The sequence below is a fragment of the Streptomyces sp. NBC_00513 genome (genome assembly GCF_041431415.1).
Classification (GTDB): Bacteria; Actinomycetota; Actinomycetes; order Streptomycetales; family Streptomycetaceae; genus Streptomyces.
Genome location: NZ_CP107845.1, coordinates 723,282 through 748,596, shown reverse-complemented (window position 1 = coordinate 748,596; position 25,315 = coordinate 723,282). Strand labels below are relative to the sequence as shown.

Annotated in this window: 25 protein-coding genes and 1 pseudogene; 11 read left to right on the top strand and 15 right to left on the bottom strand. The window is 72.6% G+C overall.

All coding sequences use genetic code 11. From position 1 onward, the window contains the following. Positions 1 to 36: 36 nt before the first annotated feature. Positions 37 to 417, bottom strand: a complete 381-nt coding sequence (locus OHA84_RS03750; protein WP_053679890.1) for a helix-turn-helix domain-containing protein — start codon at positions 415 to 417, stop codon at positions 37 to 39. Between the two features lie 126 nt (positions 418 to 543). On the opposite strand from OHA84_RS03750, the gene OHA84_RS03745 reads away from it, so the two are divergent. From OHA84_RS03745 to OHA84_RS03735, 3 genes are all read left to right on the top strand, one after another. Then, positions 544 to 951: a RidA family protein gene (locus OHA84_RS03745; protein WP_266973392.1), complete on the top strand. Its 408-nt coding sequence runs from the start codon at positions 544 to 546 to the stop codon at positions 949 to 951. 105 nt (positions 952 to 1,056) lie between these two features. Beyond that, on the top strand, positions 1,057 to 2,193 hold the full coding sequence (locus tag OHA84_RS03740) for a M20 family metallopeptidase (protein ID WP_266973394.1): 1,137 nt from the start codon (positions 1,057 to 1,059) through the stop codon (positions 2,191 to 2,193). 210 nt (positions 2,194 to 2,403) lie between these two features. Continuing rightward, positions 2,404 to 3,342 (top strand): GDSL-type esterase/lipase family protein, encoded by a 939-nt coding sequence (locus OHA84_RS03735; protein ID WP_266973396.1) that lies wholly within the window; start codon positions 2,404 to 2,406, stop codon positions 3,340 to 3,342. An 88-nt stretch (positions 3,343 to 3,430) separates the two neighbouring features. Here OHA84_RS03735 and OHA84_RS03730 read toward each other — a convergent pair whose 3' ends face one another. Next, the gene (locus OHA84_RS03730) at positions 3,431 to 3,757 is read right to left on the bottom strand and encodes a hypothetical protein (protein ID WP_053679882.1); all 327 of its coding nucleotides are present in this window, start codon (positions 3,755 to 3,757) and stop codon (positions 3,431 to 3,433) included. Between the two features lie 200 nt (positions 3,758 to 3,957). Then, positions 3,958 to 4,635 (bottom strand): hypothetical protein, encoded by a 678-nt coding sequence (locus tag OHA84_RS03725; protein WP_266973400.1) that lies wholly within the window; start codon positions 4,633 to 4,635, stop codon positions 3,958 to 3,960. A 135-nt stretch (positions 4,636 to 4,770) separates the two neighbouring features. On the opposite strand from OHA84_RS03725, the gene OHA84_RS03720 reads away from it, so the two are divergent. Next, entirely contained in the window at positions 4,771 to 5,448 is a 678-nt protein-coding gene (locus OHA84_RS03720) for a response regulator transcription factor (protein WP_266973402.1), read from the top strand. A gap of 121 nt (positions 5,449 to 5,569) precedes the next feature. Next, positions 5,570 to 7,054, top strand: a complete 1,485-nt coding sequence (locus OHA84_RS03715; RefSeq protein ID WP_371591574.1) for a sensor histidine kinase — start codon at positions 5,570 to 5,572, stop codon at positions 7,052 to 7,054. Between the two features lie 23 nt (positions 7,055 to 7,077). On the opposite strand, the gene OHA84_RS03710 is transcribed toward OHA84_RS03715, so the two are convergent. Beyond that, a complete protein-coding gene (locus tag OHA84_RS03710) occupies positions 7,078 to 7,470 on the bottom strand; it encodes a nucleotidyltransferase domain-containing protein (protein WP_266973406.1) in 393 nt (130 codons plus the stop codon). Between the two features lie 52 nt (positions 7,471 to 7,522). Next, entirely contained in the window at positions 7,523 to 8,206 is a 684-nt protein-coding gene (locus OHA84_RS03705) for a TetR/AcrR family transcriptional regulator (protein ID WP_266973408.1), read from the bottom strand. A gap of 137 nt (positions 8,207 to 8,343) precedes the next feature. Between OHA84_RS03705 and OHA84_RS03700 the strand changes: the two genes are divergently transcribed. Beyond that, positions 8,344 to 9,771, top strand: coding sequence for an amidase (locus OHA84_RS03700; protein WP_371591312.1), 1,428 nt, complete (start codon positions 8,344 to 8,346; stop codon positions 9,769 to 9,771). A 57-nt stretch (positions 9,772 to 9,828) separates the two neighbouring features. Here OHA84_RS03700 and OHA84_RS03695 read toward each other — a convergent pair. Then, positions 9,829 to 10,497, bottom strand: a pseudogene (locus tag OHA84_RS03695) (helix-turn-helix transcriptional regulator); the annotation flags it as partial. On the opposite strand from OHA84_RS03695, the gene OHA84_RS03690 reads away from it, so the two are divergent. Together OHA84_RS03690 and OHA84_RS03685 are read left to right on the top strand one after the other, a co-directional pair. After that, positions 10,453 to 11,577, top strand: coding sequence for a winged helix DNA-binding domain-containing protein (locus OHA84_RS03690; RefSeq protein WP_266973412.1), 1,125 nt, complete (start codon positions 10,453 to 10,455; stop codon positions 11,575 to 11,577). The pseudogene OHA84_RS03695 and the gene OHA84_RS03690 overlap by 45 nt on opposite strands. A gap of 87 nt (positions 11,578 to 11,664) precedes the next feature. Further along, positions 11,665 to 12,168: a GNAT family N-acetyltransferase gene (locus OHA84_RS03685; protein WP_053679867.1), complete on the top strand. Its 504-nt coding sequence runs from the start codon at positions 11,665 to 11,667 to the stop codon at positions 12,166 to 12,168. On the opposite strand, the gene OHA84_RS03680 is transcribed toward OHA84_RS03685, so the two are convergent. Genes OHA84_RS03680 through OHA84_RS03660 form a run of 5 tightly spaced genes read right to left on the bottom strand, consistent with a single transcriptional unit; the run spans position 12,165 to position 17,251 of the window. After that, positions 12,165 to 13,040, bottom strand: a complete 876-nt coding sequence (locus OHA84_RS03680) for a branched-chain amino acid aminotransferase (RefSeq protein ID WP_266973414.1) — start codon at positions 13,038 to 13,040, stop codon at positions 12,165 to 12,167. The genes OHA84_RS03685 and OHA84_RS03680 overlap by 4 nt on opposite strands. Continuing rightward, complete coding sequence (locus tag OHA84_RS03675) at positions 13,037 to 14,323, bottom strand: ATP-grasp domain-containing protein (protein ID WP_053679864.1); 1,287 nt, start codon at positions 14,321 to 14,323, stop codon at positions 13,037 to 13,039. The genes OHA84_RS03680 and OHA84_RS03675 overlap by 4 nt, the downstream gene beginning before the upstream one ends. Next, on the bottom strand, positions 14,320 to 15,399 hold the full coding sequence (locus OHA84_RS03670) for a DMT family transporter (protein ID WP_266973417.1): 1,080 nt from the start codon (positions 15,397 to 15,399) through the stop codon (positions 14,320 to 14,322). Before OHA84_RS03670 ends, OHA84_RS03675 begins: the two co-directional genes overlap by 4 nt. Continuing rightward, the gene (locus tag OHA84_RS03665; RefSeq protein WP_053679860.1) at positions 15,396 to 16,685 is read right to left on the bottom strand and encodes a DUF6421 family protein; all 1,290 of its coding nucleotides are present in this window, start codon (positions 16,683 to 16,685) and stop codon (positions 15,396 to 15,398) included. Before OHA84_RS03665 ends, OHA84_RS03670 begins: the two co-directional genes overlap by 4 nt. Next, on the bottom strand, positions 16,682 to 17,251 hold the full coding sequence (locus OHA84_RS03660) for a bacilysin biosynthesis protein BacA (RefSeq protein ID WP_053679858.1): 570 nt from the start codon (positions 17,249 to 17,251) through the stop codon (positions 16,682 to 16,684). Before OHA84_RS03660 ends, OHA84_RS03665 begins: the two co-directional genes overlap by 4 nt. A gap of 446 nt (positions 17,252 to 17,697) precedes the next feature. Between OHA84_RS03660 and OHA84_RS03655 the strand changes: the two genes are divergently transcribed. Both OHA84_RS03655 and OHA84_RS03650 read left to right on the top strand, forming a co-directional pair. Next, positions 17,698 to 18,528 (top strand): ribosome-inactivating family protein, encoded by an 831-nt coding sequence (locus OHA84_RS03655; RefSeq protein ID WP_266973420.1) that lies wholly within the window; start codon positions 17,698 to 17,700, stop codon positions 18,526 to 18,528. Positions 18,529 to 18,637: 109 nt separating this feature from the next. Then, positions 18,638 to 19,270 (top strand): AAA family ATPase, encoded by a 633-nt coding sequence (locus OHA84_RS03650; RefSeq protein WP_053679854.1) that lies wholly within the window; start codon positions 18,638 to 18,640, stop codon positions 19,268 to 19,270. 37 nt (positions 19,271 to 19,307) lie between these two features. Here the strand turns inward: OHA84_RS03650 and OHA84_RS03645 are convergent, their stop codons facing one another. Next, positions 19,308 to 19,880 carry a GNAT family N-acetyltransferase gene (locus OHA84_RS03645; RefSeq protein WP_053679853.1) on the bottom strand — a complete coding sequence of 191 codons (573 nt, stop codon included), beginning with the start codon at positions 19,878 to 19,880 and terminating at the stop codon, positions 19,308 to 19,310. Positions 19,881 to 19,892: 12 nt separating this feature from the next. Next, entirely contained in the window at positions 19,893 to 20,579 is a 687-nt protein-coding gene (locus tag OHA84_RS03640) for a TetR/AcrR family transcriptional regulator (RefSeq protein ID WP_078999067.1), read from the bottom strand. A 63-nt stretch (positions 20,580 to 20,642) separates the two neighbouring features. On the opposite strand from OHA84_RS03640, the gene OHA84_RS03635 reads away from it, so the two are divergent. Continuing rightward, positions 20,643 to 22,259, top strand: coding sequence for an FAD-binding oxidoreductase (locus OHA84_RS03635; protein WP_266973423.1), 1,617 nt, complete (start codon positions 20,643 to 20,645; stop codon positions 22,257 to 22,259). A gap of 127 nt (positions 22,260 to 22,386) precedes the next feature. Here OHA84_RS03635 and OHA84_RS03630 read toward each other — a convergent pair whose 3' ends face one another. After that, complete coding sequence (locus OHA84_RS03630; RefSeq protein ID WP_266973424.1) at positions 22,387 to 23,880, bottom strand: hypothetical protein; 1,494 nt, start codon at positions 23,878 to 23,880, stop codon at positions 22,387 to 22,389. Between the two features lie 126 nt (positions 23,881 to 24,006). Further along, positions 24,007 to 25,191 carry an epoxide hydrolase family protein gene (locus tag OHA84_RS03625; protein ID WP_266973425.1) on the bottom strand — a complete coding sequence of 395 codons (1,185 nt, stop codon included), beginning with the start codon at positions 25,189 to 25,191 and terminating at the stop codon, positions 24,007 to 24,009. Positions 25,192 to 25,315: the final 124 nt, after the last annotated feature.

The window sequence follows — 25,315 nt, the reverse complement described above, 5'->3', positions numbered from 1 at the left end:
TCGTGAGAGGGGGGCACGACGGGGCGGCCACGACCGTCAGGCGTCGAAGCGGTCTCTGGACGCCTCGATGTGACCGAGGTACTGGTGGGTCCAGTCGCACATGCCGTGGACCGTCTGCCGCAGGGCGCGGCCCGGCTCGGTGAGGGTGTACTCGACCCGGGGCGGCACGGTGGGGTGCACGCACCGGTCGACGAGGCCGTAGCGCTCCATCATGCGCAGGTTCTGGGTGAGCATCTTGTGGCTGATTCCCTGGATCTCGCCCCGCAGCTCACTGAAGCGCAGGGTCCGTTCCGCCAACACGTCGATGATCAACAAGGCCCACTTGTTGGCGATGTCCGAGAAGATCTCGCGCGCGAGAGAGTCGGCGCGCGTCAGGTCCGCCTCGTCGGGCGAGCCGCTGAACTGCTGGGTCACCATGAGGTTCCTCAGTCACTGAGAAGTGCGTTCTTCCATGTCAGCGCACACTCTCCTAAGGTTCCCGAGTAACCACAAGAGAGCGCACGTGCGGGGTCCGTGACCCGTGCGACAGAGGAGGCGGGCGACATGGCCATCACCCTGGTGAACCCCGATGGACTTCCGAGGATCGACGCCTACCGGCAGGTCTCGATCGCGACGGGTTCGAGGCTGGTCTTCATCGCCGGGCAGGTCTCCTGGGACGTCGACGGCGTCACGATCGGAGAAGGGGACCTCGCCGCCCAGGTCGAGCAGTGCTACCTCAACGTCGCCATCGCCCTGGCCGAGGTCGGCGGCACCTTCGACGACGTGGCGAAGCTGAACGTCCACGTCGTCGACTGGACGCCCGACAAGATGCCCGCGTTCCTGGAGGGCGTGGCCCGGGCGGCGGCGAAACTGGGCGTCACCCCGGCGGCACCGGGCACGCTCGTGGGGGTCGCGGCGCTGGACGTACCCGACCACCTCGTCGAGGTGGAGGCCATCGCCGTCCTCGACTGAGGTGGCGTCGGCCGAGCGGACGTCGACCGGGCGGGCGACGCGGGCATCCGGGTCGGTCGCGGGGGCGTGGGTGCCCGTCTCGGCGGGCCGGCTAATCTTGCCCACATGACGATGCACCAGAGCGCGGGCGTGAGTGTCGACGCGATGATCGAGGACCTCAGGAAGCTCGTCGAGGTCGAGTCCCCGTCACGCGACGTCGACGCCCTGACGGCATCGGCCCGCGCCGTCGCCGCACTCGTCGAGAGCCGTCTCGGCGGGCGGGCCGTCCTCGTGGAGAGCGAGGCCGGACCGCACGTCCACTGGTCGGGCGGCGGCGAACCCCGCGTGCTGATCCTCGGCCACCACGACACCGTGTTTCCCCTCGGCACGCTCGACCGCCGCCCGTTCACGGTCGAGGACGGGCACGCGACCGGCCCCGGGGTCTTCGACATGCTGGGTGGACTGGTGCAGGCCGTTCACGGCCTCGCGACGCTCGACGACCGGTCGGGCATCGAGATCCTCGTGACCGCCGACGAGGAGGTCGGCTCCGGCTCCTCGCGAACGCTCATCGAGGAACGGGCCCTCGCGTGCGGCGCCGTCCTCGTCTTCGAGGGCGCGGCCGACGGCGGAGGGCTGAAGACCGGCCGCAAGGGCTGCGGAACCTTCCGGGTCTCCATCACGGGCCGGGCCTCCCACGCGGGCCTCGAACCCGCGGCCGGGGTGAACGCCCTCATCGAAGCCTCACACCAGGTGTTGCGCATCGCGGAGTTGGGTCGGCCCGACATCGGAACCACGGTCACCCCGACGGTCGCGGCGGCGGGCACCCTGGACAACGTGGTCCCCGCCGAGGCCACCGTCATCGTCGACGTCCGGGTCGAGTCGACCGCCGAGAAGGAGCGCGTCGAGTCCGCGTTCGCGGCGCTCGCCCCGCACCTGGACGAGGCGGAGATCAGGGTCGAGGGAGCGGTCGGCCGACCCCCGATGCCCGTGTCGGCGTCAGCCGAACTCTTCGCGGTGGCCCAGCGGTTGCTTCCCGGTATCGAAGGCAGGTCGGTCGGCGGAGGAAGCGACGGCAACTTCACCGCCGCGCTGGGGGTGCCCACGCTCGACGGCCTCGGAGCGGTCGGCGGTGGCGCCCACGCGGACCACGAGTACCTGGTGATCGGCGCCATGGCCGAACGCGCGAACCTCGTGGCCGGACTGGTGCACGCGATTCGCGACCCACTGGACAACGGCCGGGATTCGGCAGCCGACGCCACGTGATCCGCGCCGATGGCCGTATCGCGCGGTTGGCCGTTGGCCGTTGGCGGTTGGCGATTGCCGGTTCGCCGTTGGCCGTTGGCCGAAGGTCGTGGTCCGTCGTACGCCTCATCGGCCTCCGGGCGATGAGTGGCGCCCGCCCGTCCGTCGCGTTCCGGGGCGGCCATTAGGGTGAGTTGCCCCCATCCCTGACGAGAAGGCACCCATCTCACAGTGACCGGCACACGCGCCCACACCCTGTTCTCCTTCGGCACGCTGATGGACGAGCGGGTCCAGACCGCTCTCTTCGGCCGAGCCGTGCCCACCGCCCCGGCGTCCCTGGCCGGGCACACGACCCGACCCCTGCCGATCACCGACCAGGCCGTGATCGCCGCGAGCGGCCTGGACGTACACCTCACCCTGGAGCGCAGGTTCGGCGCCTCGGTCGAGGGCGCCGTGCTGCGCCTCACCGATCGGGAACTGGCCGCGGCCGACGCCTACGAGGTCGACGACTACACCCGCCGACGCGTCCGGCTCTCCTCCGGGGAGACCGTCTGGGCCTACCTGGACGCGAAGCCGTTGCGTGCCGCGGCCCGCATCGTGATCGTGGGCGACAGCGTCGCCTACGGTCGTTGTGACCCTCGGGGAGGGTGGGCGGCCCGCCTGGCGGCCACCCACATCGCACGGAACGAGACCGACCACCGGGTCTTCAACCTGGCCGTTCCCGGCAGCACCCTGACCGACGTCGCCGAGCAGACCCCCGGGCTCCTGGACGCACGCCTGCCCGACACCCTCCTCGTCGCCGCCGGGATCAACGACTCGGCCCGGCCGCTCGCCCCCTCACGGACCGGACACGACGCCGCACCACACCTCACGGATGGCCTCGGCGCACTGGCCGCCGCCGCCCTCGATCGCAACGCGCGTCTCGTCGTCGCGGGACCGGCGTGGATCGACGAGGAACGCACCCGCGACCACGAGGGTCTGTGCTTCACCCGAGAACGAGCCCTGGGCCTGCGCGATTCCCTGCGGGCCTGGGCCGAGGACAACCACGTCGACTTCCTCGACATGTGGGAGCCGCTGCGGGACAGCCCCGAACTCCTCGCCGACGGGCTCCACCCCACGCCCGAGGGCCATGCGGCGCTCCACCGTCACCTCGAAGCGCTCGGTCACTGACCCGACACGCGCGGCGAGTTCACCGGAACCCGCCGCGGCGCCGCCGGGTCACGGCGTGCACGGCGTGCACGGTGTGCACGCCGGCCGCTCACTCGTGCGCGGCGGGGCAGCCCGGCGAGCGAAGGCCGATGCGCTCGGCGCGCAACATGAACGCGGCCCCCGCCATGACACAGACGACACCCGCCGCCGTGCAGGCCAGGACGAGGTCCTGTGGGGCGTCGAGGATCCGTGGCACCGCGTTCACGGGCGCCACCGCGTAGAAGCACAGGACACCCCACGCGTACGGCCGCGGGGCCACGGTGCGGCGGCGCAACCACGGCATCCGGCGTCCGCGCAGGACGGCCAGTGCCACCGGCAGGCACACCAGGGTCGCGATGCCGAGAGCGATCACGTGATAGGCGGGATTTCCGTTCATCGGTCCCCTTCCGGAACGGAACTCACGATAGAAGGGGAACCGATGAAGCGTCCATGCCGGAATCCGGCAACATGCGGACCTCGTCGGCGCACGTAGTGGTCGGGCCCGGGTACGTACGGGGCGTGCCCCGGGTCGTACGGGTCGGGCCCCGGTGTCGACGGAAGGGGTCCGAGGGCTCGCTGTCCGCCGGCGAGGGGAGGTCAGCGGCCGGGGGTGACCGTGTCGCCCGTGACGGTGTTGCCGGTGATCGTGCCGTCCGCGCCGGACAGGGTGACGGCGTGCCGGACGCCGTCGGGGCCGACGACGACGGCCAGCCACGCGCTGCCGCCGCCCTGCTGGCCGACGACGCGCAGGCTCTCCACCGAGCCGCCGCTCACCGCGCCGGCCGCCTTCTCGACCGCGTCCTTCGCGGCCAACGAGGGCAGCGGCGCCGGCGCCGCCCTCGGGGCGGTCACCCGCCCGCCGGAGTCCTCGTTCCCGCCGGGCAGGGGCGGGACACCGCGTTCCCTGCCCGTCTGCCGGTCGCCGGCCCGCCGCTCTCCGGGGCCCGCGAAGGCGTGCTCGTCGCCGTCCCCGTCGTGGGCCCACGGCCCGAGGATGCCCACGGGGCGGTGGTCCCGGTGGTGTTCGGACACGGCGACGCCCGTGACGGCCGCCGCGCCGCCGACCAGCACCACGGCCGCGCCGAGCACGGCCCAGCGGGCTCCCCTGCTCCGCGGTACGACCCGGGCGAGCACCTTGCGGTCCCGGGGAGCGGTCTCCGCGGCGTTCCCGGGGATCTGCGACCGGTCGGTCGTAACGGTGGGTGCCGCCTGGGCGGCGGTGTCGGGCCGGACGGTCGGGTCGGGCTGGGGCGAGGGTGGGACGGACTGGGACATGCCTGCGACTCCTCAAGACGAACGGCCACCGCGGCCGGTGCGTCCCGAGCTTGCGCGACCTCACCTGAAGCCCACCTGAAGCCGCCTGAAGACCCCTTCAGCAAGCCGACGGCCGGGCCTGAGACCCTGTTCGGCATGCGTGTACTGGTGGTGGAGGACGAACGACGGCTGGCCGTGGCCCTGCAACGGGGGCTCCAGTCCGAGGGCTTCTCCGTCGACGTGGCCTTCGACGGACCGCAGGGCCTGTGGATGGCCACCGAGCACGACTACGACCTGATCGTGCTCGACATCATGCTGCCCGGCCTGAACGGCTACCGGGTCTGCTCCCGCCTGCGGGCGGCCGGCAGCGAGGCCGGGATCCTGATGCTCACCGCGAAGGACGGCGAGTACGACGAGGCGGAGGCGCTGGACACGGGCGCGGACGACTTCCTCTCCAAGCCGTTCTCCTACCTCGTGCTCGTCGCCCGACTCCGCGCGCTGGGCCGACGTAGCGGCCGACGCACCCCCCAGGCCCTCGAATTCGGCGACCTCCTCGTCGATCCGGCGCGACACGTGTGCTCCCGAGCCGGTACGGAGATCCGGTTGACGGCGCGGGAGTTCGCGGTCCTGGAGTGCCTCGCCCGGCGCCCGGGCGAGGTGGTGCCCAAACGGGAGATCCTGGAACAGGTCTGGGACAGCGCCTTCGAGGGCGACCCCAACGTCGTGGAGGTCCACGTCAGCGCGGTCCGGCGCAAGATCGACGCGCCGTTCGGCCGGGTCGCCCTGGAGACCGTGCGGGGCGCGGGCTACCGCCTGGCGGTGGACGGTGGCTGAACCGGAGCCCGGCCCCGGCGCCCTCCCGAGACCGCGCCGCCTCCCGAGGTCGCCCCGGCCCCCGAGGCCGCGACGGTTCCCGGTGGTGCGCCGCCCCGTGCGGTGGGTGGCGCGGTGGGTCGTGTCGCGGCGCTGGTGGCCGACCACGGTACGGGCCCGGGCCACCGTCGCCGCGAGCCTGGTGGTCGCCGCCGCCCTGACCGCGGCCTCGTTCGCCCTGATCGGCCTGCTGGAGAACAACCTGCTGCGCAACGCGGAGAACGACGCCCGGCAACAGGCCGAGTCGGTGGCCGCACTCGCCGCCACCGGCAACCTGGGACGCGTCCGACCGCTCGCCCCCGGCGTCGAGTTCCTCCAAGTGGTCGCCGCGGACGGCACCGTACTGTTCTCCAGCCCCCGACCACTCGCCGCACCCGGCCCCTTCCGCGCCGGGCCCGTCCCCGTCGCTCCCGGACCCGACCCCGTCACCCCGTCGCCCCAGCGCCCGGGGCTGCGCCTGCACACCTGGAAGGACCGACCGTTCGGCGGTGAACAGCGCGTGCGGGTGGCGCAGGTCGTCGTCGACACCCCCGACGGGATCGTCACCGTCTACGCGGGAGCCTCACTGCGCGCCGCCGACGCCGCCGACGACACCACCACCGCCGCGCTCGCGATCGGCATGCCCCTCCTCCTCGCGACCGTCGCCCTCGTCACCTGGCGCGTCACCGGCCGGGCACTGCGCCCCGTGGAGGAGATCCGCGCCGAGGTCGCGGAGATCTCCGACCGGGACCTGCACCGCCGGGTCCCCGTGCCTCCCACGCGTGACGAGGTCGCCCGCCTGGCGCAGACGATGAACACCACCCTGGACCGGCTGGAGGCGTCCGGGATCCGACAGCGGCGGTTCATCGCCGACGCGTCGCACGAGCTGCGCAGCCCCATCACCGTGCTGCGGACCCAGTTGGAGGTGGCCATGGCGATCCGTGACCCGGACCTGTGGCCCGAACTGATCGGAGGCGCGCTGGAGGACGTCGAGCGACTCCAGCAACTCGCGGCCGATCTGCTGCTCCTCGCCCGGATCGACGCCGCGCAGCCCGTGCCGACCGTGCCCCTGGATCTCACCGAGCTCGTCCGGGACGTGGTCGAGGCCCGCGCCGGCGACCGGGTCCCGGTCGGCACGGCCCTCACCGCCGGGATCCGGGTCACCGGCAACGAGCTGTGGCTGATCCGGATCGTCACCAACCTGCTCGACAACGCCCAGCGCTTCGCGGAGGAGCGGGTGGACGTGGTGCTCCGCACCGCGCCGGGCGTGGATGGCGCACCGGTCGCCGTGCTGGAGATCGTGGACGACGGGCCGGGCATTCCGCCCGCGGAACGGGAGCGGGTCTTCGAACGGTTCACCCGCCTCGACGACGCCCGCAGCCGCGACCAGGGCGGGGCCGGGTTGGGGCTGGCCATCGCCCGGGACCTGGCGGCCCATCACGGCGGTTCCGTGGACGCGGAGCCGAGTCCTGGCGGCGCCCGCCTCGTCGTCCGCCTGCCGTCACCACCGTCAGTGGCGCCGGCGCCGGCGACCGGGCGCCGGGGAGGCCTGGCCGGCGGGTCGGGTACGGACACCCCGCCCCGGTAGGGCGGTGCCGCGTCGGTCCGCCGTCAACGCCCGACCGGGGCGGCCGCCGACGCGACGACACCCCGCCAGGTTCTGCGGTAGCCCTCGCGAAGCGGCCCGCCGACGAGGTCGAGGATCCGAGAGGCGGCATCGACGAGCGGCGTCGGATCCTCCGATCGACACAGCCGCAGGTGTCCTTCGAGCAGGGCGGATCCGCGTTCCGCGTCCGCGGCCAAGAGGCGTCGCGGCAGCCACTTCCCGCCGCCCGCCCACGCGCGGAGGGTCTCGCCGCCGTCCCCGACGAGCACCGCGACGTCGAGGTCGCTGCTCGGCGTCGCCCGCCCCGAGGCCGTGGATCCGGCCAGAACCACGGCGAGCGCTTCGGGGAACAGGTCGCGCGCGAGACGTCGCGCGAGGTCGATGGGGTCGGCGTCCATGCGGGACAGGCTCTCATCGACCTTTGACCATCGTCGACCGGTTTCCGGCCCGTCAGCGGTCGGGTTGGTCGGGACGGAGCGCGGGGTCGGTCGTGGGCCGCGCGGTCCGCGCCCAGAGGTTGGCCAGGTGGGCGTGCAGGACGTCCCGCGCCGCTTGTGGGGTGAGGTGGCCGATGAGCACGTGCGTGGTGAGACCGTCCGTGAGGGCGAGGAGGGTGCGAGCCTCGTGTGACGCGTCGAGGAGTGCGTCGAAGGGTGTCACAGGGGGCGCTTCGGGGCGCGCGAGGCCGTCGACGCTTTCGGCGGCTTCCGCGATGAGGTGCGTGAACGCCTCTTGCAGGGCCGCGTAGTTGGCCTTCAGGGTGGCCGCGAGGGTCTCGTTGACGGCCGCCTGGGCGACGAACGCGAGCCATACCCGGGCCTCGGCCCGGTGTTCCTCCCGGAGCAGCGCGACCTCGGTGGCCGCGTGGCCCAGGGCGGTGCTTGCCGACTGTGCGGGGCTCGCCACCAGCCGGGCCCGGATGCGCTCGCCGATCCGGTCGCCCACCCGCCCGAGAGTGAACGAGAGCATCTCCTCCTTGGTGCGGAAACAGCGCTGGACGGCGCCCATCGACACCTGCGCGCGGGCGGCGACGTCGCGCAGGGTGACGCCTTCCAGCCCGTGTTCGTCGGCGAGTCGACAGACGGCCTCGGCGATGAGGTGGCGGCGGTCCGCGTAGTTCACCTGCTTGGGCATTCCCGTCTCCTCCCTGACTCCCGGTGTCTCCGGTGCTCCGGGTCCCCGCACACTTTATGCGATGCGCTCGTATCGATTCCCGGGGTACTGTTTCGATGCACTTGCATCGGAACGTGTTTCGGGAAGAGGTACCAGACGTGAGGGACGCCCTGTGGAGGATGACGGCCGCCGAGCAGGCGGCCGCGGTACGCGGTGGGGACGTCTCCGCCCTCGAACTGGTCGACAGCCATCTGGAGCGGATCGCCGAGGTCAACCCCCGGGTCAACGCCGTGACGCTGATCCTGGCCGAGCGAGCCCGCGCCGCAGCCGCCCGAACGGACCGCGGGCGGGCCGCGGGTGAGGTGCCGGGCCCGCTCGCGGGCGTGCCGTTCACCGTCAAGGAGAGCACCGCCGTGGAAGGGGTGCCGACCACGTTCGGTGTGAAACGCTTCCGCGACCTGGTGGCGCCCGCGGACGCGCCACCGGTGGCACGACTGCGCGCGGCGGGCGCCATCCCCGTCGGGCACGCCAACATCCCGACGCTGATCCTCGCCGGAATGCACACGCGGAGCGAACTGTTCGGGGACACCGTCAACCCCTGGGACCCCGACCGGACCCCGGGCGGCTCCAGCGGTGGTGACGGGGTGGCGGTCGCCACCGGCATGGCCGCCCTCGGCCTCGGCAACGACTCGGGCGGATCGATCCGGATCCCCGCCCAGTTCAACGGTGTGGCCGGGTTGAAGCCGACCAGCGGGCGCTTCCCCGCGGACCACCGGGTGCTGGGCCCCGACGACCCGGGCCCGGCCTCACAGTTCCTGGTCACCGACGGCCCGCTGGCGCGCTCCGTGGGTGACCTGAGACTCGCCTACGAGGTACTCGCCGGAACCGATCCGCGAGACCCGCGAGCCGTCCCGGTGCCCGCCTACGGCGCACCGATCCCGGGCCCACTGAAGGTCGCGGTCGTGACGGACCCCGGAGGCCACGGGGTCCACCCCACGGTGCGCCGAGCCGTCGAGCACGCGGCCGAGGCGCTGCGGGACGCCGGGTACGACGTCCGGGAGGTGCCTGACGTACCGAGACTCGACGAGGCGCTCGACGCGTACGGCCGGATCGTCGTGACCGAGTTCGCCCCCACCTGGCCCGCGGTGCGCGGGCTGCTCGGGGAGGGCGGGGACCGCTACATCGGCATGACCATGGAACGGACCCCGCCGGCGAGCGCCGACGCGTTCATGAAGCTGATGGGAACCTGGCTGAACATCCGCCGCTCCTGGGCCGAATTCCTCGACGCGTACCCGCTGTTGCTCGGGCCGGTGTTCACCGAACCGCCCGTCGAGCCGGGTCTGGAGTCGCGCGACATGGCGGGACGGGACCGGGTCGCCTCGGCCATGCGGCTGTGTACCGTGACCAGCTTCGCCGGCGTCCCCGCCGTGGCCGTGCCGACCGGGGTGGCCGATGGCCTGCCGACCGGCGTGCAGGTCGTCGGACGGGCGTTCCGGGAAGACCTGTGCCTGGCGGCGGCCCAGGCGATCGAGGACCGGCTGGGGATCCTCACCCCGATCGACCCGCGCGGGAGCGGACGGGGCTGAATCATCGGCAACGAGGGCCGGGGCGTGTGCGCCGTGGCGCTTGAGGCGCGGTGCGGCTCAAGCGCCCGCGCCAGGAGGGGCAGGAGTGCCGGGCGAGGCAGGTGTGGCGGTCGTACCGGGTGCGACGGGAGTGTTCGTCGCGGCGCGTGCGTAGCGGTGCGCCAGGTGCGCGAAGGCCTCCCTCAACTCGGTCGGCCCCACCACCTCGATGTCCGCGTCGAACCTGCCGAGGGTGGCGGCCAGTCCGGGCCAGGACCACGAGCCCAGCACGAGCCGGCAGCGCCGCGCGTCGAGTTCCTCGACGAAGCCGTCACGGGCGTACCGGGAGACGTCGGCGGCCGGCAGGTCGATGATCACCTCGCCGCGGCAGGGCCAGTCCCCGGCGGCGTCGGAGCCGTGGAACCTGCCGGCCACGTAGGCGGCCACATCACCCCCGGGCACCTCGCGCGGAACGAAGCGGGGCCCCGTGGGGACGCGCGGGCCGATCCGGTCCGCGCGGAAGGTGCGCCAGTCCTCGCGGTCGAGGTCCCAGGCGACGAGGTACCAGCGGCCGCCCCAGGTGACGAGGTGATGGGGCTGCGCCCGCCGGGGAGGGGGCGCCGTGCGGTCGGCGTCCCCCCGGCCCCCGTCGGCTCCCGGCGCGGTCGCGGCCGGGTAGTCGAAGCGGAGTACCTCGCGGGCGTGGACGGCGGCGCCGAGAGCCATGAGCACGTCACTGTCGACCCGTGTCGCGCCCTGGGCCGTGCCACACTCGCCCGTCAGTTCCTGCTCGACCGGGCCCGGGTGCCGGCCCTCGACGCCGTCGCGCACCTCTGCGGGCTCCAGGCCCAGGAACCGCAGGAACCCTTCGTCGGGCTCTGGTCGCGGCTGCACGCGTTCGCCCCCGCGGAGCTCTCCGACCTGCTGACCGGACGGGCCGTGGTGCGTACCCACCTCATGCGCCGCACCGTTCACCTCGTCACGGCCGACGACGCCCTCGCCTGGCGCGCCCGCCACGACGCCATGCCGCGCCAGAGGGTGCTGGGTACCTACCGCGGCGACTTCGCCGGGACGGACCTCGACGAACTCGCCGCGGCGGGCCGCGCGGTGATGGCTGACGGCGAACCCCGCTCGATGACCGAACTCGCCCGGGCCCTCGGCCGGCCGACGCCGGGGCCGCGGCCCCTGGGGGAGATGCTCGTCGCCGCCCTGCTTCCCATGGCGCAGATGCCGCCGCGCGGACTCTGGCGGACGAAGGCGGGCGTACGCGACGTCCTGCTCTCCTCATGGCTGGGGCGCGAGGTCGACCCTCCGTCCCGGGACGCCTCCGATCCGGCGGGGCAGGCGCTCGTACGGCGCTACCTCGCCGCGTACGGTCCCGCGGCCTCGGCCGACGTGCGCGCCTGGTGCGGTCTCGCCGGCCTGCCGGCGGCGATCTCCGCGATGCGCGAGGAACTGGTCACCTTCAGGGACGAGCGGGGGCGGGAACTCCTGGACCTCCCCGACGCGCCCCGGCCCCATCCCGACACGCCCGCTCCGGTGCGGTTCCTGCCGGCGTTCGACAACGCGATCCTCGGCCATCACGACCGCGGCCGGATCATCGACGACGCCCACCGGGGCCTGTCGGTCGCCGGAGAACGCGTCGTACTGCTGGACGGCCGGGTCTCCGCCACGTGGACCGTCCGGGACGGCGCCGTGACGGTCACCCCGCTGCGCCGTTTCTCCCGCGCGGACCACATCGAAGTGGCCGAGCAGGGAGAGGCGTTGGCGGCGTTCCTCTCCGACGCTGAACACCACCGCGCCCGGATCGCCGCGTCCCCGCACTGAACGACTCCACCAGGACCAAGGGAGATCCGGGAGACGACCTCGCACTCCGGCTGTGGTGCGTGATGATCCGTGAGGCAGAGTGGGGGCATGCCACCATACGAGACGATGCCCTTCCACCTTGAGACCGAGCGGCTGATCCTGCGGCCGTGGGCCGAGTCCGACGCCGCCGAGTTCACCGCCCTTCTCGCCGAACGCGGCAAGGGGACGCCCGCGGTGGAGGACATACGGACCTCCATCGCGAACCTGCTCGCCGCGACGGCGAGCACGGGGATCGCCCTGCTGCCCGTCCAACGTCGCGACGAGGGCGACTTCATCGGCTACTGCGGGTTGATCATCGGCCGCTCCACCATCGAGGAGCCCGAGATCGCCTACGAGTTGTGCCGGCGCGTACACGGGCGGGGCTACGCCACCGAGGCGGCCGCCGCGGTCCTCGACGCCGCCATCGCGACGGGGCGGAGGCGGCTCTGGTCGACGGTCGGCACATGGAACGCACCGTCGCTCCGTGTCCTGGAGAAGCTCGGGTTCGAGCGGGATCGCGTCACCACCGAGGACGCCGGTGAAGTGGCTTGGCTCACCCGCTCGTTGCCCTAGTCGGAACGGACGAGTCGCGCGTACGCCGCGGCCAGTTCCGCGGTCATCTTGCCCACCCGGTACGTCCGCTCGTCGACGCCGCTGACCGGCTGGACCTCGTACGCCGTGCCGGTGAGGAAGACCTCCTCGGCGTGGTCGAGTTCACCGGGCTCGACGCGGCGCTCGACCACCTCGATGCCCAGGTCGGCGGCGAGGGCGATGACCGTCTGCCGGGTGATGCCGTCGAGGAAGGAGTCCGGAGTCGGCGTGTGCAGGGCGCCGTCGATCACCAGGAAGAGGTTGGCCCCGGTGGCCTCCGCGAGGGCGCCGCGCAGGTCGAGGAGCAGGGCGTCGTCGTAGCCCGCCGCCTCGGCCTCGTCGCGGGCCAGCGTGCAGATGTTGTACAGGGAGGCTGCCTTGGCCCGGACCGGAGCGGTCGCGGGGTCGGGCCGGCGCCACTTCGAGGTGCGCAGCCGGATGCCGGCACGCGCCGCGTCGGCGGAGAAGACGTGCGGCCAGTCCCAGGCGGCGATGGCCACGTGCGGGGTGCTGCCGGACCCGGAGACGCTGATCTGCTCGCTGCCCCGCCAGGCCACGGGCCGGACGTACCCGTCGACGATGCCCTCGCGGCGGACGACCTCCCTTGCCGCGGCGTCGAGTTCGTCCGCCGAGTAGGGAAGCGAGTAGTTCAACTCCCGGGCGGAGGAACGCAGCCGCTCGGCGTGCTCTAGTGACTTGAACATTCGGCCGCCGTAGACGCGCACGCCCTCGAAGACGGCTCCGCCGTAGTGCAGGCCGTGGCTGAGGACGTGCAGCCGGGCCTCGCGCCAGGGCACGAACCGGCCGTCCAGCCAGATGGTGCCGTCGCGGTCGTCGAAGGGGAGGGCGGTCACGAAGGGTTCTCCTCGCGGGTCGCGGGGGCGTAGTCGATGCGGATGGCCTGCTCCAGGTGGCCGTGGAACTCCTCCGCCCCCGTGAGGTCGGCGTGCCGGGACAGGATGAACGCCGGGTAGCCGGTGAAGTCCGGGTAAGGACGGACGACGTCGCCCGGAGCGAGCATCCGCACGACGTGGTCGACCCTGGGATCCGCTTCGGTTTCGTCGAGGCCGTGGACGGCGGTGATCGTGCCGTGTCCGCCGCACGGCACGATGTAGTTCGCGGACGCGGCGACGGGCTCGGTGAAGCCCTGTTCGACGGTGCGCAGCGGCGGCAGGCCGGCCGCGATGCGCAACGTCTCGGCGGCGAGGTCGACGCCGGTGACGTTCTCCGCGATGTAGTGGGACACCCCGGAACCACCGATCCGTGCCCCCATCTCCAGGAGGTACGGGGCGGAGCCGCCGCGCAGGCGCAGTTCGGTGTGGGTGGGGCCGAGGGTGATGCCGAGGGCCGTGTGGGCGGCGATCACCTCGCGCACGACATCGGCCCGGACGGCCTCGGGCAGCGCGGCGGGCGCCCGGTAGACGCTCTCCTCGAAGTACGGGCCCCGGGGGTCGCCCTTGTAGCCGATGGACAGGACCTGCACCCGGCCCTCGTGGACCAGCGACTCGACGGCGAACTCGGGTCCGTCGAGGTACTCCTCGACGATCAGCCCGGCGCCTCCGTCGGCGGTGCCCGCGGACACCCGGCGTACGTCCGTCACGACCTCGCCGAGCGCGTCGACGGAGTCGACCCGGGTCACGCCGAGACTGGACATGCCGAGGGCGGGCTTGACCACGACGGGGAACGTCAGGCCCGCCTCCGAGACGGTCGCGGCGGGATCGTCGGCGGGGTCGAGCCGCACGAAGCGCGGCACGTTCAGACCGGCCGCCGCGAGCCGCTCGCGCATGATCCGCTTGTCCTGGGCGTTGCGCGCGACGGTCGGGCCGATGCCGGGCAGACCGAGGAGTTCGGCGGCGTCCGCGACGAACGGCACGAACGGGTCGTAGAGGGTGACGATGCCGTCGAAGGGCGTGGCCCGGTGCCGTTCGCGCAGGGTCTTCAGTGCGCCTGCCGGATCGCCGGCCACGTCGAGCGGCAGCAACTCCACGACCGCCGGGGGCAGTCGGTCCGGGTCCACCCGCTCGTCGGATCGCGGGACGAGGATCAGGTCGATGCCGGCGCGCACCGCGGCGTCGAAGAGCCAGGGCAGGCCGACGCGTTGGTGGAGCAGGACGAGGGTCGGGCGGGAGGCGGTCACGATGGGCTCCTTGGCGGGAGGGCCTCGGCCGTGGCGGAGGCACGGTGATCGGGTCTGTCGTTCTCGGACTCGGTCTGCGACGCGGTGTCGGTCCCGGAGTCGCCCTCGGCGCGGGGGCGGGCGGGTACGGCGGCCCCCGCGCGCCGGCGACCGCCGACGGTGAGCCACACACCGGCCGCGGACGCGACGATGAGCAGGACGGGGAGCGCGCCCGGCGCGGCGGCCGTGCCCAGGCCCCATTCGCCGAGCCGCACCAGGAAGGGAACGACCAGCCCCAGTGCGGAGGTGAACAACGGCCCCTTGCGCAGGATCAGTTCGTGCGAGATGAGGAAGACGGGGGCGGTGAGGACCGCGCCGAGCACGGCGACGCCGCCCCAGTCGGCGGCGGAGACCCCGCCGAGCGGTACGAACAGCAGCGCGGTGAGGCCGAGCATGAGCGTGCCGGCCCCGGTGACGGCGGGGAGGGCCGCGAGGGCCGGTACGTCGGACATGTGCTGCCGGTAGACGTATCCGTACAGGGCGTAGGTGAGGGTGCCGCCGAAGGCGAGCGCGCCCCCCGCGAGGAGGGTGGCGGCGCCGCCGTCCGAGCCGGGCCCGGCGCTCGCCGCGCCGTCGGCCAGCAGGAAGCCGATCGCGCCCGCGCCGGCGAGGACCGTCCCGAGGACCTTGCGGCGCGAGGACGGCTCGCGGAACGCGAGGATGCCGATGACGAAGGTGACGCAGGGCAGGAGCGAGACGATCAGTCCCACGCGGGAGGCTCCCACGTACCGGGTGCCGAGCAGGGTTCCCGAGTAGTAGGCGAAGAAGCCGAGGAACGCGAGGACCGCCACGGCGCGGGGCCGGCCGGCGGCCGTCCGGGCCCCGCCGCGACCGCGCGGGGTCAGCGAGGCGATCACCATGATCACGACGAAGGCCGTGGCGGTCCGCCCCGCGGCCACCGCGAGCGGGGGCACGCCGGCCACCAGGTGGCCGGAGAGCAGCCAGCCCGCGGCGAGCAGGAGGACCATGCACGCCGCGAGGGCGGGCACGACCAGCCGTCCGTCCCCGCCCCCGGGAGCGGGCCGGGCGGAAGTCACCACCCCGCCCGCGCGAATTCGAGCGGTGGCAGGCGGTCCAGGTCGCTCTTGGCCCGGCGCAGTACGAGCTGGTCCGCGGTGAAGGAGAACCGCTGCCGGGGCTCGCCCTCGGGAAGGTACCGGCGCACGAACTCCTTGGCGGCGGCGCGGTACTCGTCGTCATCGGTCACTTCTGCCTCCAGCTTCTCCACACGCGTCACGAACGCGCGCAGAGCCTCCAGGGCCCTGGCGCGGTCGAACCGCAGCAGCCCGCCGTCGGCGGGCGATCCGACGAGCGCCTCGTGCTCGCGGAACCAGGAGTAGAGGAACACACCCGTGCCGGAATCGAAATTGCGGGTGGCGTCGTCCGCCTGCGGGTAACGGAACACCCGTTCCAGCAGGATCATGTCGATCTGCTGCTCGGCGAAGGGGACGAGGCCGCTGTCGGCGCAGGCGAGCACGGTCTTCGCGTCGACCTTGATCTCCTCCAGGAGGCCGACGAACCAGTTCATCTTCAGGGAGATGTTCTCGTCGAAGGGCCACAGGCCCTGGTAGTGCATCGAGTCGTGGAGGTAGCCCCAGATGGCGCGGGCCTCGAAGCACACGTCGGCGGCGAGGCCGCCGGAGGCGCCCGGCAGCGAGTCCGGCGTGAGCACGGCCGCGGCGGCGGGCAGCGCGTACGTCTCGTGGATCTTCCGCATCTTGTTGTAGAAGAACATGGCGTACGGCTGGTCGGTCACCTTGTCGTGCGCCGCGACGTTCTCCGGGAAGAAGACGAGGCAGGAACCCCGGGCGAAGCCGGCGCTTCCGGTGACGAGCACGAGGGACTGGCAGTTGTTCTTCGGGTGCGGGAAGTCCGCCGCCATGCCCGCCAGGGCGTCGGGCTCCTTGCGCAGGGCGAGGAAGCAGTCGAGGCGCTTGCCGACGGGAGGGGCGCTGTTGGTGCTCTGCAAGGGGGCGAGGAAGAAGACCGGCTCGCCGTCGGCGGGGACTCGCAGGGCGTCCCGGGAACGGGCGAAGTGGGGGCGGGAGTCGAGACCGGCCGCCAGCCAGCCGTCGACGTCCGCCACCAGTGCGTCGGCCTGTCCGTCGAGTCCGTGACGGTGGTACCAGGATGTCGCCTCGTCGCGTATCCGGCCCAGCAGTTCGGCGTCGTCGGGGGTGGGATCGGCGACGGTGCCGTCGTCCCGCTGACGGTCGCGGAAACGATTCACCATCGGGATGAGCACATCCGTCAACAGGTCGGCCTCGGCCAGGAGGTCCGCCGGTACGGGTGCGGTCGCGGAGGTGAAGTCTCCGGTGCTCATCGGGCGGCCCCCACGGCGAGCGGCCGCTCGCCCTCGGCGCGGACGGTCAGTACCTGGTGGACGGTGAAGACCATCGGCACCGGGCCGAAGTCCCGCAGCACCCGCAGCCCGTGCCGCTCGGCGGCCACGATGGTGGTGATGCAGCCGTCGACGAGCCCCTCGGCGCAGTCGATGGCCGCCTGCGAGTTGCTCAGCACCTCGCGGATCCGGGCGGGTTCGGGGACGAGTCCCTTGGGTGCGGGGTGGGAGGCGACGGTCGCCGGGTCCCGGGTGCCGCTGCTGGCGAGCACCATGTTGTGAGTCGGCATCACGAAGCTGTCGATCATGTGGAGTCGGTGCAGGTTGGAGAAGACCAGGGTGTGCAGCGCCGGATAGACGGCGCAGGCGGTCAACGCGTGCCGTCCGTCGTCGGGCACGGCCTCCAACGCGGACTCGATCGAGGCGTGGAGTTCGACCGTTCCCTCGACACCTCGTCTGCGGAACCATTCGTGGGAGGCGGCTTCCAGATTGGTGCCGTGGGGACCGAGCGTGTGCAGGTGACGGACCTCGTCGGGGCGCGCATACATCGTCTGCCCTGGACCTTCCTGTGGTGGTGCGGAATTACTGCTTCCGGACAGCGCTGGATGAGGACGGCGTTCTCGGAAGCGAGAGCCAAGATCCTTTTCTATCACCGCATCACGGATGCCGTGATATCCGGGAGGTGGGGGGCGGGTGATCGCGCGGCATGCCTCGGCGGCGGCGATGAGTTCGACCCGATGGGAATCAGCCGGCGTTGCCTGAATTCGCCCTTGATTCGGAATGCGACCCTCCGAATCCGTGTACGCGTGGCCGCCGCCGATCGAGACCGGCCCGACGCCGTGCGCCGAGGGTCAAGGAGGCGTGCACGCGGTGGAAACGCGGAAGGCGGGGGAACTCGTACGTTCTTCGTTCCCGGGGCGATCGTCACTCACGTGCTCGGGAAACCGTCATCCATCCTCGATCCCGCATTTCCGTGCCGGGAGAGAAGGGAAACATGCTCAAGAGATTGTGCTCCGCGTTCCTGTCGCTTGCCATGGCCATGGGGCTGGTCACCGCACTGAGCGGTACGGCATCCGCGACGAACTATTCGGTCATCGACTGGAATGTCTCCAGGATCACCGATGGCGGAGCGGAACACGCCACCCGCTATTACCGATTGATGGACGAGATCCATCGGCGTTCCTACGGTGAACCCACGGAGGAGGAGAACGTCACGCAGACGACCACCGAGGCCGGCCGTCTCATCCAGGTCAGGGTGCTCGACACGAACAACGAGCACGTCGCCTCGGTCTACATCTGGGCCGACAACCTCTACGTCGCCGGCTTCTACTCGCCCCGGAGTAACACGCACTGGGCCTTCCACGACCGCGAGCAGCAGTTCCAGCAGGCCCTGGGGGTGTCGGCCCGGTTCATGCCGAACACCGGCAACTACAACAGCCTCCCCGGCGGCAACGACAGGCAGAACCTCGTGTTCACCCCCAACAGCATGTACAACGCCATGCGGCAGCTGAACAACGTCACCTCGTACAACGACAACGTCGGCCGCGCCCTGCTCGTCGCCACCCAGATCTTCTCGGAGTCCGCGCGCTTCGCGCCGATCCTCAACCGCGTCTACGGCAACATCATCAGCCACCAGGCGAGCGCGCTGGGCGACGGCTACGCGGGGCTGGAGAACCAGTGGGGGGCCATCTCCCAGTTCGCCTACAACCTGCGGCACGGCCGCCCGGCTTCGATCAACATCCTCGGCCGGGTCATCACGAGCTTCGCCGCACTGAGGCAGTTGTTGGGCTTCGTGGAACTCAACGGCTCACAGGCCCGCCTCTGACGCCCCGTCCGTGAACCGCCGTCTGCCGCGACCGGGATCCGAGGCCCGAGGGCGGCAGCGGCGGCGCCCTCGCACCCTGCCGCCGGACCCTCTCCCGTAGGGTCGGCGCATGCTCGTGTGGATCAACGGCCCCTTCGGCGGCGGCAAGACACAGAGTGCGTACGAGATCCGGCGGCGTCTGCCGGGCAGCGTCGTCTGCGACCCGGAACACGTGGGGTTCGGCCTGCACCGAATGCTGCCCCCGGCGCTGCGCGCGGACTTCCAGGACCTTCCCGCCTGGCGGCGGAGCGTCCACGAGCTGCTGGACCTCGCCCTGACCGAGTACGAGGGCACGGTGATCGTGCCGATGACCGTGGTCGAGCCCGTCTACTTCCGGGAGATCGTCGGTCGGCTGCGTGAACGCGGCCACGACGTCCGGCACTTCGCGCTGCTGTCCGACCGCGAGACCGTGTTGCGACGCCTGCGGGAGCGGGGCTTCGGGCACGCCACCAGGCTCTTCGCCGGGAAGGACGCCCCTTTGCGACGCGAGAGCTTCGCGGTGTCGAAACTCGACCACTGCCTGGAACGCCTGCGCGGGGAGGAGTTCGCGGAGCAGGTGTGGACCGACCGACTCACCGTCCCCCAGGTCGCCGAACACATCGCCGCCTCGGCCGGCCTGACCCTCACCCCCGACACCGACAACGCGCTGCGGGGGAGGGTGCGCCGGGCTTTGATCGGGGTCAGGCACATCCGGTTCGACTGACGCCGACGGGTGGGCGCCGCGCCGGGACGGCGGCTGGTCAGCGCAGGTCGAGACGCATCAGGATCCGCGGGTGGCCGGCCAACACGGAAGTGGTGTCGGCGGCGTGGGTGAATCCGGCGCGCTCGAAGTTCTCGCGGATCCCGGCGTACGCCATGGTCAGATCCACCTTGGTGGCGCCGTTGTCGAGGGGGTAGGCCTCGATCGCCGGCGCGCCCCGGGCGCGGGCGAACCCGACCGCGCCGGTGATCAGCGTGTGCGAGAGCCCCTTGCCGCGATGGCCGGGTCGTACGCGGATGCACCACAGGGACCAGACCGGCAGGTCGTCGACGTAGGGGATCGTGCGGCTGCGTGCGAACGAGGTCTCCGAGCGCGGCGCCACTGCGGCCCAGCCGACGGGCTCGCCGTCGTCGTAGGCGAGCACCCCCGGCGGCGGATCGGCGCGGCACGACTCGGCGACGTAATCACCGCGGGCGGGTCCGCGCAGCTCGTTGTTGAGCTTGGACGGGATCCGGTGACTCAGGCACCAGCAGACATTGGCCCCGGGTGACTTGGGTCCGAGCAGGGCGCGGACGTCCTCGAAGACCGAGGCCGGGCGAACGTCGATGGGCATGGCGCAACGATGTCACGAAACGCCCGGCGTCGCCGTTCGATCCGCGGCCTGCGCCGCCGGGACCCCGAGGTCCGGGCCGTCGGAGGCGAGGGCCGCGCCGACGGCGAAGAGGCGGGCGCAGCGCCGGGCCATGGCATCGGGCGACTGGTCGGGGTGCTTGATCCACCAGCGGACGAGGGTCGCGACCAGGCCCTGCCAGACGTGGTTGAGGGCGTCGGCGTCGAGCGGGTCGGTGGATCCGGCGGCGCGCAACAGGTCGGCGGTGCCGCCCGCGGCGAGCCGGTCGACCGAGGCACGGTACGCCGCGGCCCGCCGGGCACTCTCGCCGTCCGGGGGGAGCGAGGTGTCGTAGAGGACGAACCAGGACTCGCGCCGCCCTTCGAGGGCGTTGAAGATCGAGCGCAGCACCCTCAGCGGCGTTCCCGGGGCGGTGGCCCCGTCCTCGGCGACGGCCTCGCGCATGGCGGCGACGAGCCGGTCGCCGACGGGGTCCAGGCAGGCGAGGTGGAGGTCCTGCTTGGTGCCGAAGTACTGGTGCAACAACGTCTTCGTCACGCCGACGCGCGCGGCGACGGCGGCCAGGGAAGCGCCGGCGTAGCCGTGGGCGCCGAACTCCTCGGTGGCCGCCGCGAGGATCTGCTCCTCCCGGAGCGCTCGCGGGACGCCCTTGGTGCCCGCTTTCGAACGTGGGGTTGCCATGAGCCGATATTATCAGTAGGTAATTTACCTCAAGGTAAGTTCCCTCGATCCTTTGGAGCCCCCATGGCCGGCGCCACCCGGACGACGACGCACCACACCGCCCGCACCCGATCCTGGTGGGGCTGGGGGTGGGCGGACGCCCACCCCGACGACGCCGAGTGCACCGCCATGGGCGCCCTGTTGCCCGGCACCCTCGCCCGACCGCTCCCCGTGCCCCGGATATCCGACCTGCGCATCGACCGCCCCGCCGTGGAGGCCCCCCGGAGCCTGTCGGGCGCGGTCACCGCCGACCCCGCGGCGCGGGCCGCGCACGCGATGGGGAAGGCCTACCGCGACGTGGTCCGCGCCCTGCACGGCCGCCCCGGCCGCATCCCCGACCTCGTCGCCCACCCCGAGAGCGACCGTGAGGTGGCCGACCTGCTGGAGTGGGCCGGCGAACACGGCGTCGCGGTCATCCCGTTCGGCGGCGGCTCTTCCGTGTCGGGCGGTGTGGAGTACCGGGGCGACAGGCACCGGGCCGTGTTGTCCATGGACCTGACCGCCATGAACCGGGTCCTGGAGGTCGACGTGGCCGGGCGGGCCGCCCGGATCCAGGCCGGGGTCCTCGGGCCGTCCCTGGAGGACCAACTGCGCCCGCACGGACTGACGTTGCGACACTTCCCGCAGAGCTTCGAGTTCTCCACGCTGGGCGGCTGGCTGGCGACCAGGGCCGGCGGTCACTACGCCACGGTCCACACCCACATCGACGACTTCACCCAGTCCCTGCGGGTGGTCACCCCGGCCGGCGCCGGCACCTCCTGGCGGCTGCCCGCCTCCGGCGCCGGACCCTCCCCCGACCGGCTCTTCCTCGGTTCCGAGGGGGCTCTCGGCGTCATCACCGAGGCCTGGATGCGCCTGCGGGAACGGCCCGTCCACAAGGCGTCCGCCGCACTCGCCTTCGAGTCCTTCGCCGCCGCGCTGGAGGCGGTGCGCGCCATCGCGGGGTCCGACCTCGCCCCCGCGAACTGCCGCCTCCTGGACTCCGGGGAGGCCGCGCTCTCAGGCGCCTCCCAGGACGGTTCGTCGGTCCTGGTCCTCGGGTTCGAGTCGGCCGACTTCCCCGTGGACACCCGCCTGGAACAGGCCGTCGGTCTCGCCCGCGCCCACGGCGGCCGGATCGGCGAGTCCCGCGACGGCGGCCGGGACGCGGTCGGCGCCTGGCGTTCGGCGTTCCTGCGCATGCCGTACCTGCGCGACGGCCTGGCCAGGATGGGCGCCATCGCGGAAACCTTCGAGACGGCGGCCACCTGGGACCGTGTCCCGGGCCTGATCGACGCCGTACGCACCGAGGTCGGCGCGGCCGCCCTCAAGGCCACGGGCCATCCCGCCCTCGTCAACTGCCGTCTCACACACGTCTACCCGGACGGCGCGGCCCCGTACTTCACCGTCCTCGCGGCGGGTCGCCCGGACGATCAGGTCGCGGTGTGGGACCACCTGAAGGAGGTCGCGGGAGAGGTGCTGCACCGCCACCGCGCGACCATCACCCACCACCACGCCGTCGGCCGTGACCACCGCCCCGGCTACGACCTCCAGCGCCCCGAACCCTTCGCCCTCGCCCTGCGCGCGGCCAAGGGCGCCCTGGACCCCCACGGCATCCTCAATCCGGGCGTCCTCGTGGACCTCGTGGACCTCGTGGACTGATCCGACGGGACATCCACGGGCGGGGCCCGGCGGGGTCCGGGGCCCCGCCGTGGGTGTCCGCATGCGTGCCCGCGTCGACGGTCGGCGCGCTCCGAACCGGCGCGCCCGAGCCGGGATGCGCCGTGAACTACCCGGACGTGAGGCGTCGGTTGACCTCCTCGGTCACACGGCGGTGGAGCTCCGCCAACTGCTGCGGGGTGAGTTTCGAAAGGTCCTCGCCGGCGGGTGGGGACGAGGTCTCGCGTTTGCGCTTCTCCTCCTCCCGCTGTTTGAGTTCCTTCTCCTCCGGCGAGCCGGGCGCCGCGTACGCGCAGCGGATGAGGGTGCCGTCGGCGCTCTTGAGGCAGGTCGCCTCGCGGCCCCCGATCTGGCCCCTGCCCTCCACCCGGTAGCGGATGTTCTGCTCGCTGCCGACCGTGGCCGTCCAGGTGCTGCCCCCGGTCGGGACGATCTCGAAGACCCTGTCGTCGTTGTAGCAGCAGACGTCCCGGTACTCGGCCTTGACGAGGGCGACGATCGTCTGCGGGGAGGACCAGGTCGGTTCGAGCCGGTGCACCGTCAGAGGGGCGAGCCCGCCGCCCTGGTGGCGGGTCGGGACGGTCGAGACCGCCACGACCGAACTCGCCTCGCCCTGCGGGGTGAGGGGGGTGACGTAGGCGCTGAGGCCGCCCTGATCGCGGTAGCGGAGGGTGAACTCCGATTCGTTGCCCTCGTTGGCGCCGTCCTCGGACTCGTCCCAACCGCTCCGCTCGAAGAGCCAGTCCGAGAAGCCGCCGACCGCCGCCGTGGCCTCGCGCTGCCGGCCCGCCAGACTCAGCGGGTACGAGGGGCCGGGGACGGCCGTGGAGTCGTCGAGGAGGGTCAGCTCGCCGGTGCGCCCGTTGTACAGGGCCACCCCGGCGGGCCGCTCCGTGACCACGAAGAAACCGGTCTGTCGCTTCAGCGGGACCACCACCGTGGGCGTGTCGCCCGAGCAGGTCACGTAGGCGTCCGAGGCCTCGAAGCGGACCCACCGCCTCTGTGCGGAGATCTTCCGTCCCAGGTTGTGCGTGAACCAGCCGCTGATCCGCGCGTCGGCCGCGTCCGTGTCGAAGGCGCAACGTTGTTGGCTGCGACCGGTGCCGCCGAGGGGTACGTCCTGGACCAGGCCGACCTCGTAGCCCGCGAGCCAGCCGCGTCGTTCCACGAGGGTGGAGAACCGGTCCGAGTCGGGCAGGTAGGTGACGTCCGCGATCTCACCCGTCACGTCGCCCAGGTTCGGGGCGGCCTGCGCCTTGCCGACCACGTACGGGGCGCGGGCGGTGAGTTCGGGGACGGGCTCGGCGACGATCCGCGTGCTCTCCATGTAGGCGCGGTCCTGCTGGTAGGAGCCGTAGACCAGCCAGCCGATCGCGACGCCCAGCGCGAGCACGAGACCGACACAGCCGACGGCCCGCGCGGCGGTTCCGGCCTCCTCCCGCCCGCCGGAACGCAGCCGGCGCACCAGCCACGGCAGCGCGCCGAGCCCCGCGACCAGGACGGGAGGCGCCAGCCACGAGAGGATCTTGCGCCCCTCCCACACCATGATCGTTGTGTAGTACGAGGCGTACCACAGCACGAACCCAGCGACCGCAACGGCCACTACCACCCGCCATACCCGCCCCATCGGCGCGCCTCCCCCTGTTGCCCCGGCCTCCATTCTGCTTCGGGGCAGGGGGAGTTGGCAGGTCTGCGACCAAATCGCCGGCGTGGGATTCCGGCCCCGCCGTCAGCCCTGCGCCGCCGCCCGGTACGGACGGAAGAAGGCGCGCAGTTCCTCGGCGTACAGCTCGGGTTCCTCGAACGCCGCGAAGTGCCCGCCCCGGGCGGGCTCGGTCACGCGGACGACGTTCGTCGTGCGTTCCAGCCATGCCCGGGGCGGGCGGACGACGTCACCCCGGAAGAGCGAGAAACCGGAGGGCACCTCGACCCGGCGGGCGAGCTGCGCGGGCGGGATCGCGGCGTTCGCGCGGTACATGCGCATCGACGAGCCGATGGTCCCGGTGAGCCAGTACAGCATGACGTTCGTGAGGATCTCGTCCTTCGTGAAGCTCCGTTCGACGTCGCCGCCGCAATCGCTCCACCCCCGGAGCTTCTCCACGATCCACGCGGCGAGCCCGGCCGGCGAGTCGGTCAGCCCGAACGCGGCGGTTTGCGGCTTCGTCCGGTGCAGGGCGGCGTAGGCGCCCTCGGCGGCGCCCCAGGCCGCGGCGTCGTCCAGCCAGGCGCGTTCCTCGGGCGCGAGGTCCGCCGGGTCGCCGGTGTACAGCGGCAGCCCCGCGTCGGTGCGGTGGACGGCGACGACCCGGTCGGGGTGGTCGAGCCCGAGGTAGCGGCTCACGTGGCTGCCCATGTCCCCGCCCGCCGCGCCGAACCGGTCGTAACCGAGTACGCCCATCAGCTCGGCCCACAGCCCGGCGACGGCGATGGTGTCGAGGGGCGGCCCGACGGGGCGGTCCGAGTAGCCGAACCCCGGCATGTCGGGCACGACCACGTCGAAGGCGTCCGCGGGGTCGGCGCCGTGCGCGCCGGGGTCGGTGAGGAGCGGGATGACCTTCGTGTAGCGCCAGAACGAGTCCGGCCAGCCGTGGCAGAGGATCAGGGGCAGGGCGGGCCGGTCGGAACCCTCCGGCGTCACGGCCCTGACGTGCACGAAGTGGATTCTCGGGCCGCCGAGCGCGAGACGGAAGTGGGGGAGTCGGGCGAGGGCCGCCTCCTGTGCGGGCCAGTCGAAGCCGTCCGTCCAGTGGGCGACGAGCTCGCGCAGGTAGTCGAGGTCGGTGCCGAGCGACCACCCGGCGTCCTCGGGTTCGTCCGGCCAGCGTGTCGCCCGCAGCCGCGCGTCGAGGTCTCGGAGTGCCGCCGGGGCGGTCCGGAGGGTGAACGGCTCGGGGTGGGGAGAGGCGTCCGACATGCAACACATCGTACGAGCCGCACCCTGCCCCGGGCCGGGCTCCCCGCCCGGAGGCGCGCCGATGATCCGATGCGGGCGACGTCGTACAAGCGGCGCTTCCGGACGCGAGAATGTCCGGCTCTTG

Bases quoted from the DNA above. Each gene is read 5' to 3' on its own strand.
- OHA84_RS03710 (WP_266973406.1), bottom strand. From the start codon at position 7,470: ATGGACGCCGACCCCATCGACCTCGCGCGACGTCTCGCGCGCGACCTG.
- OHA84_RS03640 (WP_078999067.1), bottom strand. From the start codon at position 20,579: ATGGCAACCCCACGTTCGAAAGCGGGCACCAAGGGCGTCCCGCGAGCG.
- OHA84_RS03685 (WP_053679867.1), top strand. From the start codon at position 11,665: ATGCCACCATACGAGACGATGCCCTTCCACCTTGAGACCGAGCGGCTG.
- OHA84_RS03660 (WP_053679858.1), bottom strand. From the start codon at position 17,251: ATGTATGCGCGCCCCGACGAGGTCCGTCACCTGCACACGCTCGGTCCC.
- OHA84_RS03725 (WP_266973400.1), bottom strand. From the start codon at position 4,635: ATGTCCCAGTCCGTCCCACCCTCGCCCCAGCCCGACCCGACCGTCCGG.
- OHA84_RS03645 (WP_053679853.1), bottom strand. From the start codon at position 19,880: ATGCCCATCGACGTTCGCCCGGCCTCGGTCTTCGAGGACGTCCGCGCC.
- OHA84_RS03625 (WP_266973425.1), bottom strand. From the start codon at position 25,191: ATGTCGGACGCCTCTCCCCACCCCGAGCCGTTCACCCTCCGGACCGCC.
- OHA84_RS03745 (WP_266973392.1), top strand. From the start codon at position 544: ATGGCCATCACCCTGGTGAACCCCGATGGACTTCCGAGGATCGACGCC.
- OHA84_RS03665 (WP_053679860.1), bottom strand. From the start codon at position 16,685: ATGAGCACCGGAGACTTCACCTCCGCGACCGCACCCGTACCGGCGGAC.
- OHA84_RS03635 (WP_266973423.1), top strand. From the start codon at position 20,643: ATGGCCGGCGCCACCCGGACGACGACGCACCACACCGCCCGCACCCGA.
- OHA84_RS03705 (WP_266973408.1), bottom strand. From the start codon at position 8,206: ATGCCCAAGCAGGTGAACTACGCGGACCGCCGCCACCTCATCGCCGAG.
- OHA84_RS03740 (WP_266973394.1), top strand. From the start codon at position 1,057: ATGACGATGCACCAGAGCGCGGGCGTGAGTGTCGACGCGATGATCGAG.
- OHA84_RS03750 (WP_053679890.1), bottom strand. From the start codon at position 417: ATGGTGACCCAGCAGTTCAGCGGCTCGCCCGACGAGGCGGACCTGACG.
- OHA84_RS03720 (WP_266973402.1), top strand. From the start codon at position 4,771: ATGCGTGTACTGGTGGTGGAGGACGAACGACGGCTGGCCGTGGCCCTG.
- OHA84_RS03655 (WP_266973420.1), top strand. From the start codon at position 17,698: ATGCTCAAGAGATTGTGCTCCGCGTTCCTGTCGCTTGCCATGGCCATG.
- OHA84_RS03730 (WP_053679882.1), bottom strand. From the start codon at position 3,757: ATGAACGGAAATCCCGCCTATCACGTGATCGCTCTCGGCATCGCGACC.
- OHA84_RS03650 (WP_053679854.1), top strand. From the start codon at position 18,638: ATGCTCGTGTGGATCAACGGCCCCTTCGGCGGCGGCAAGACACAGAGT.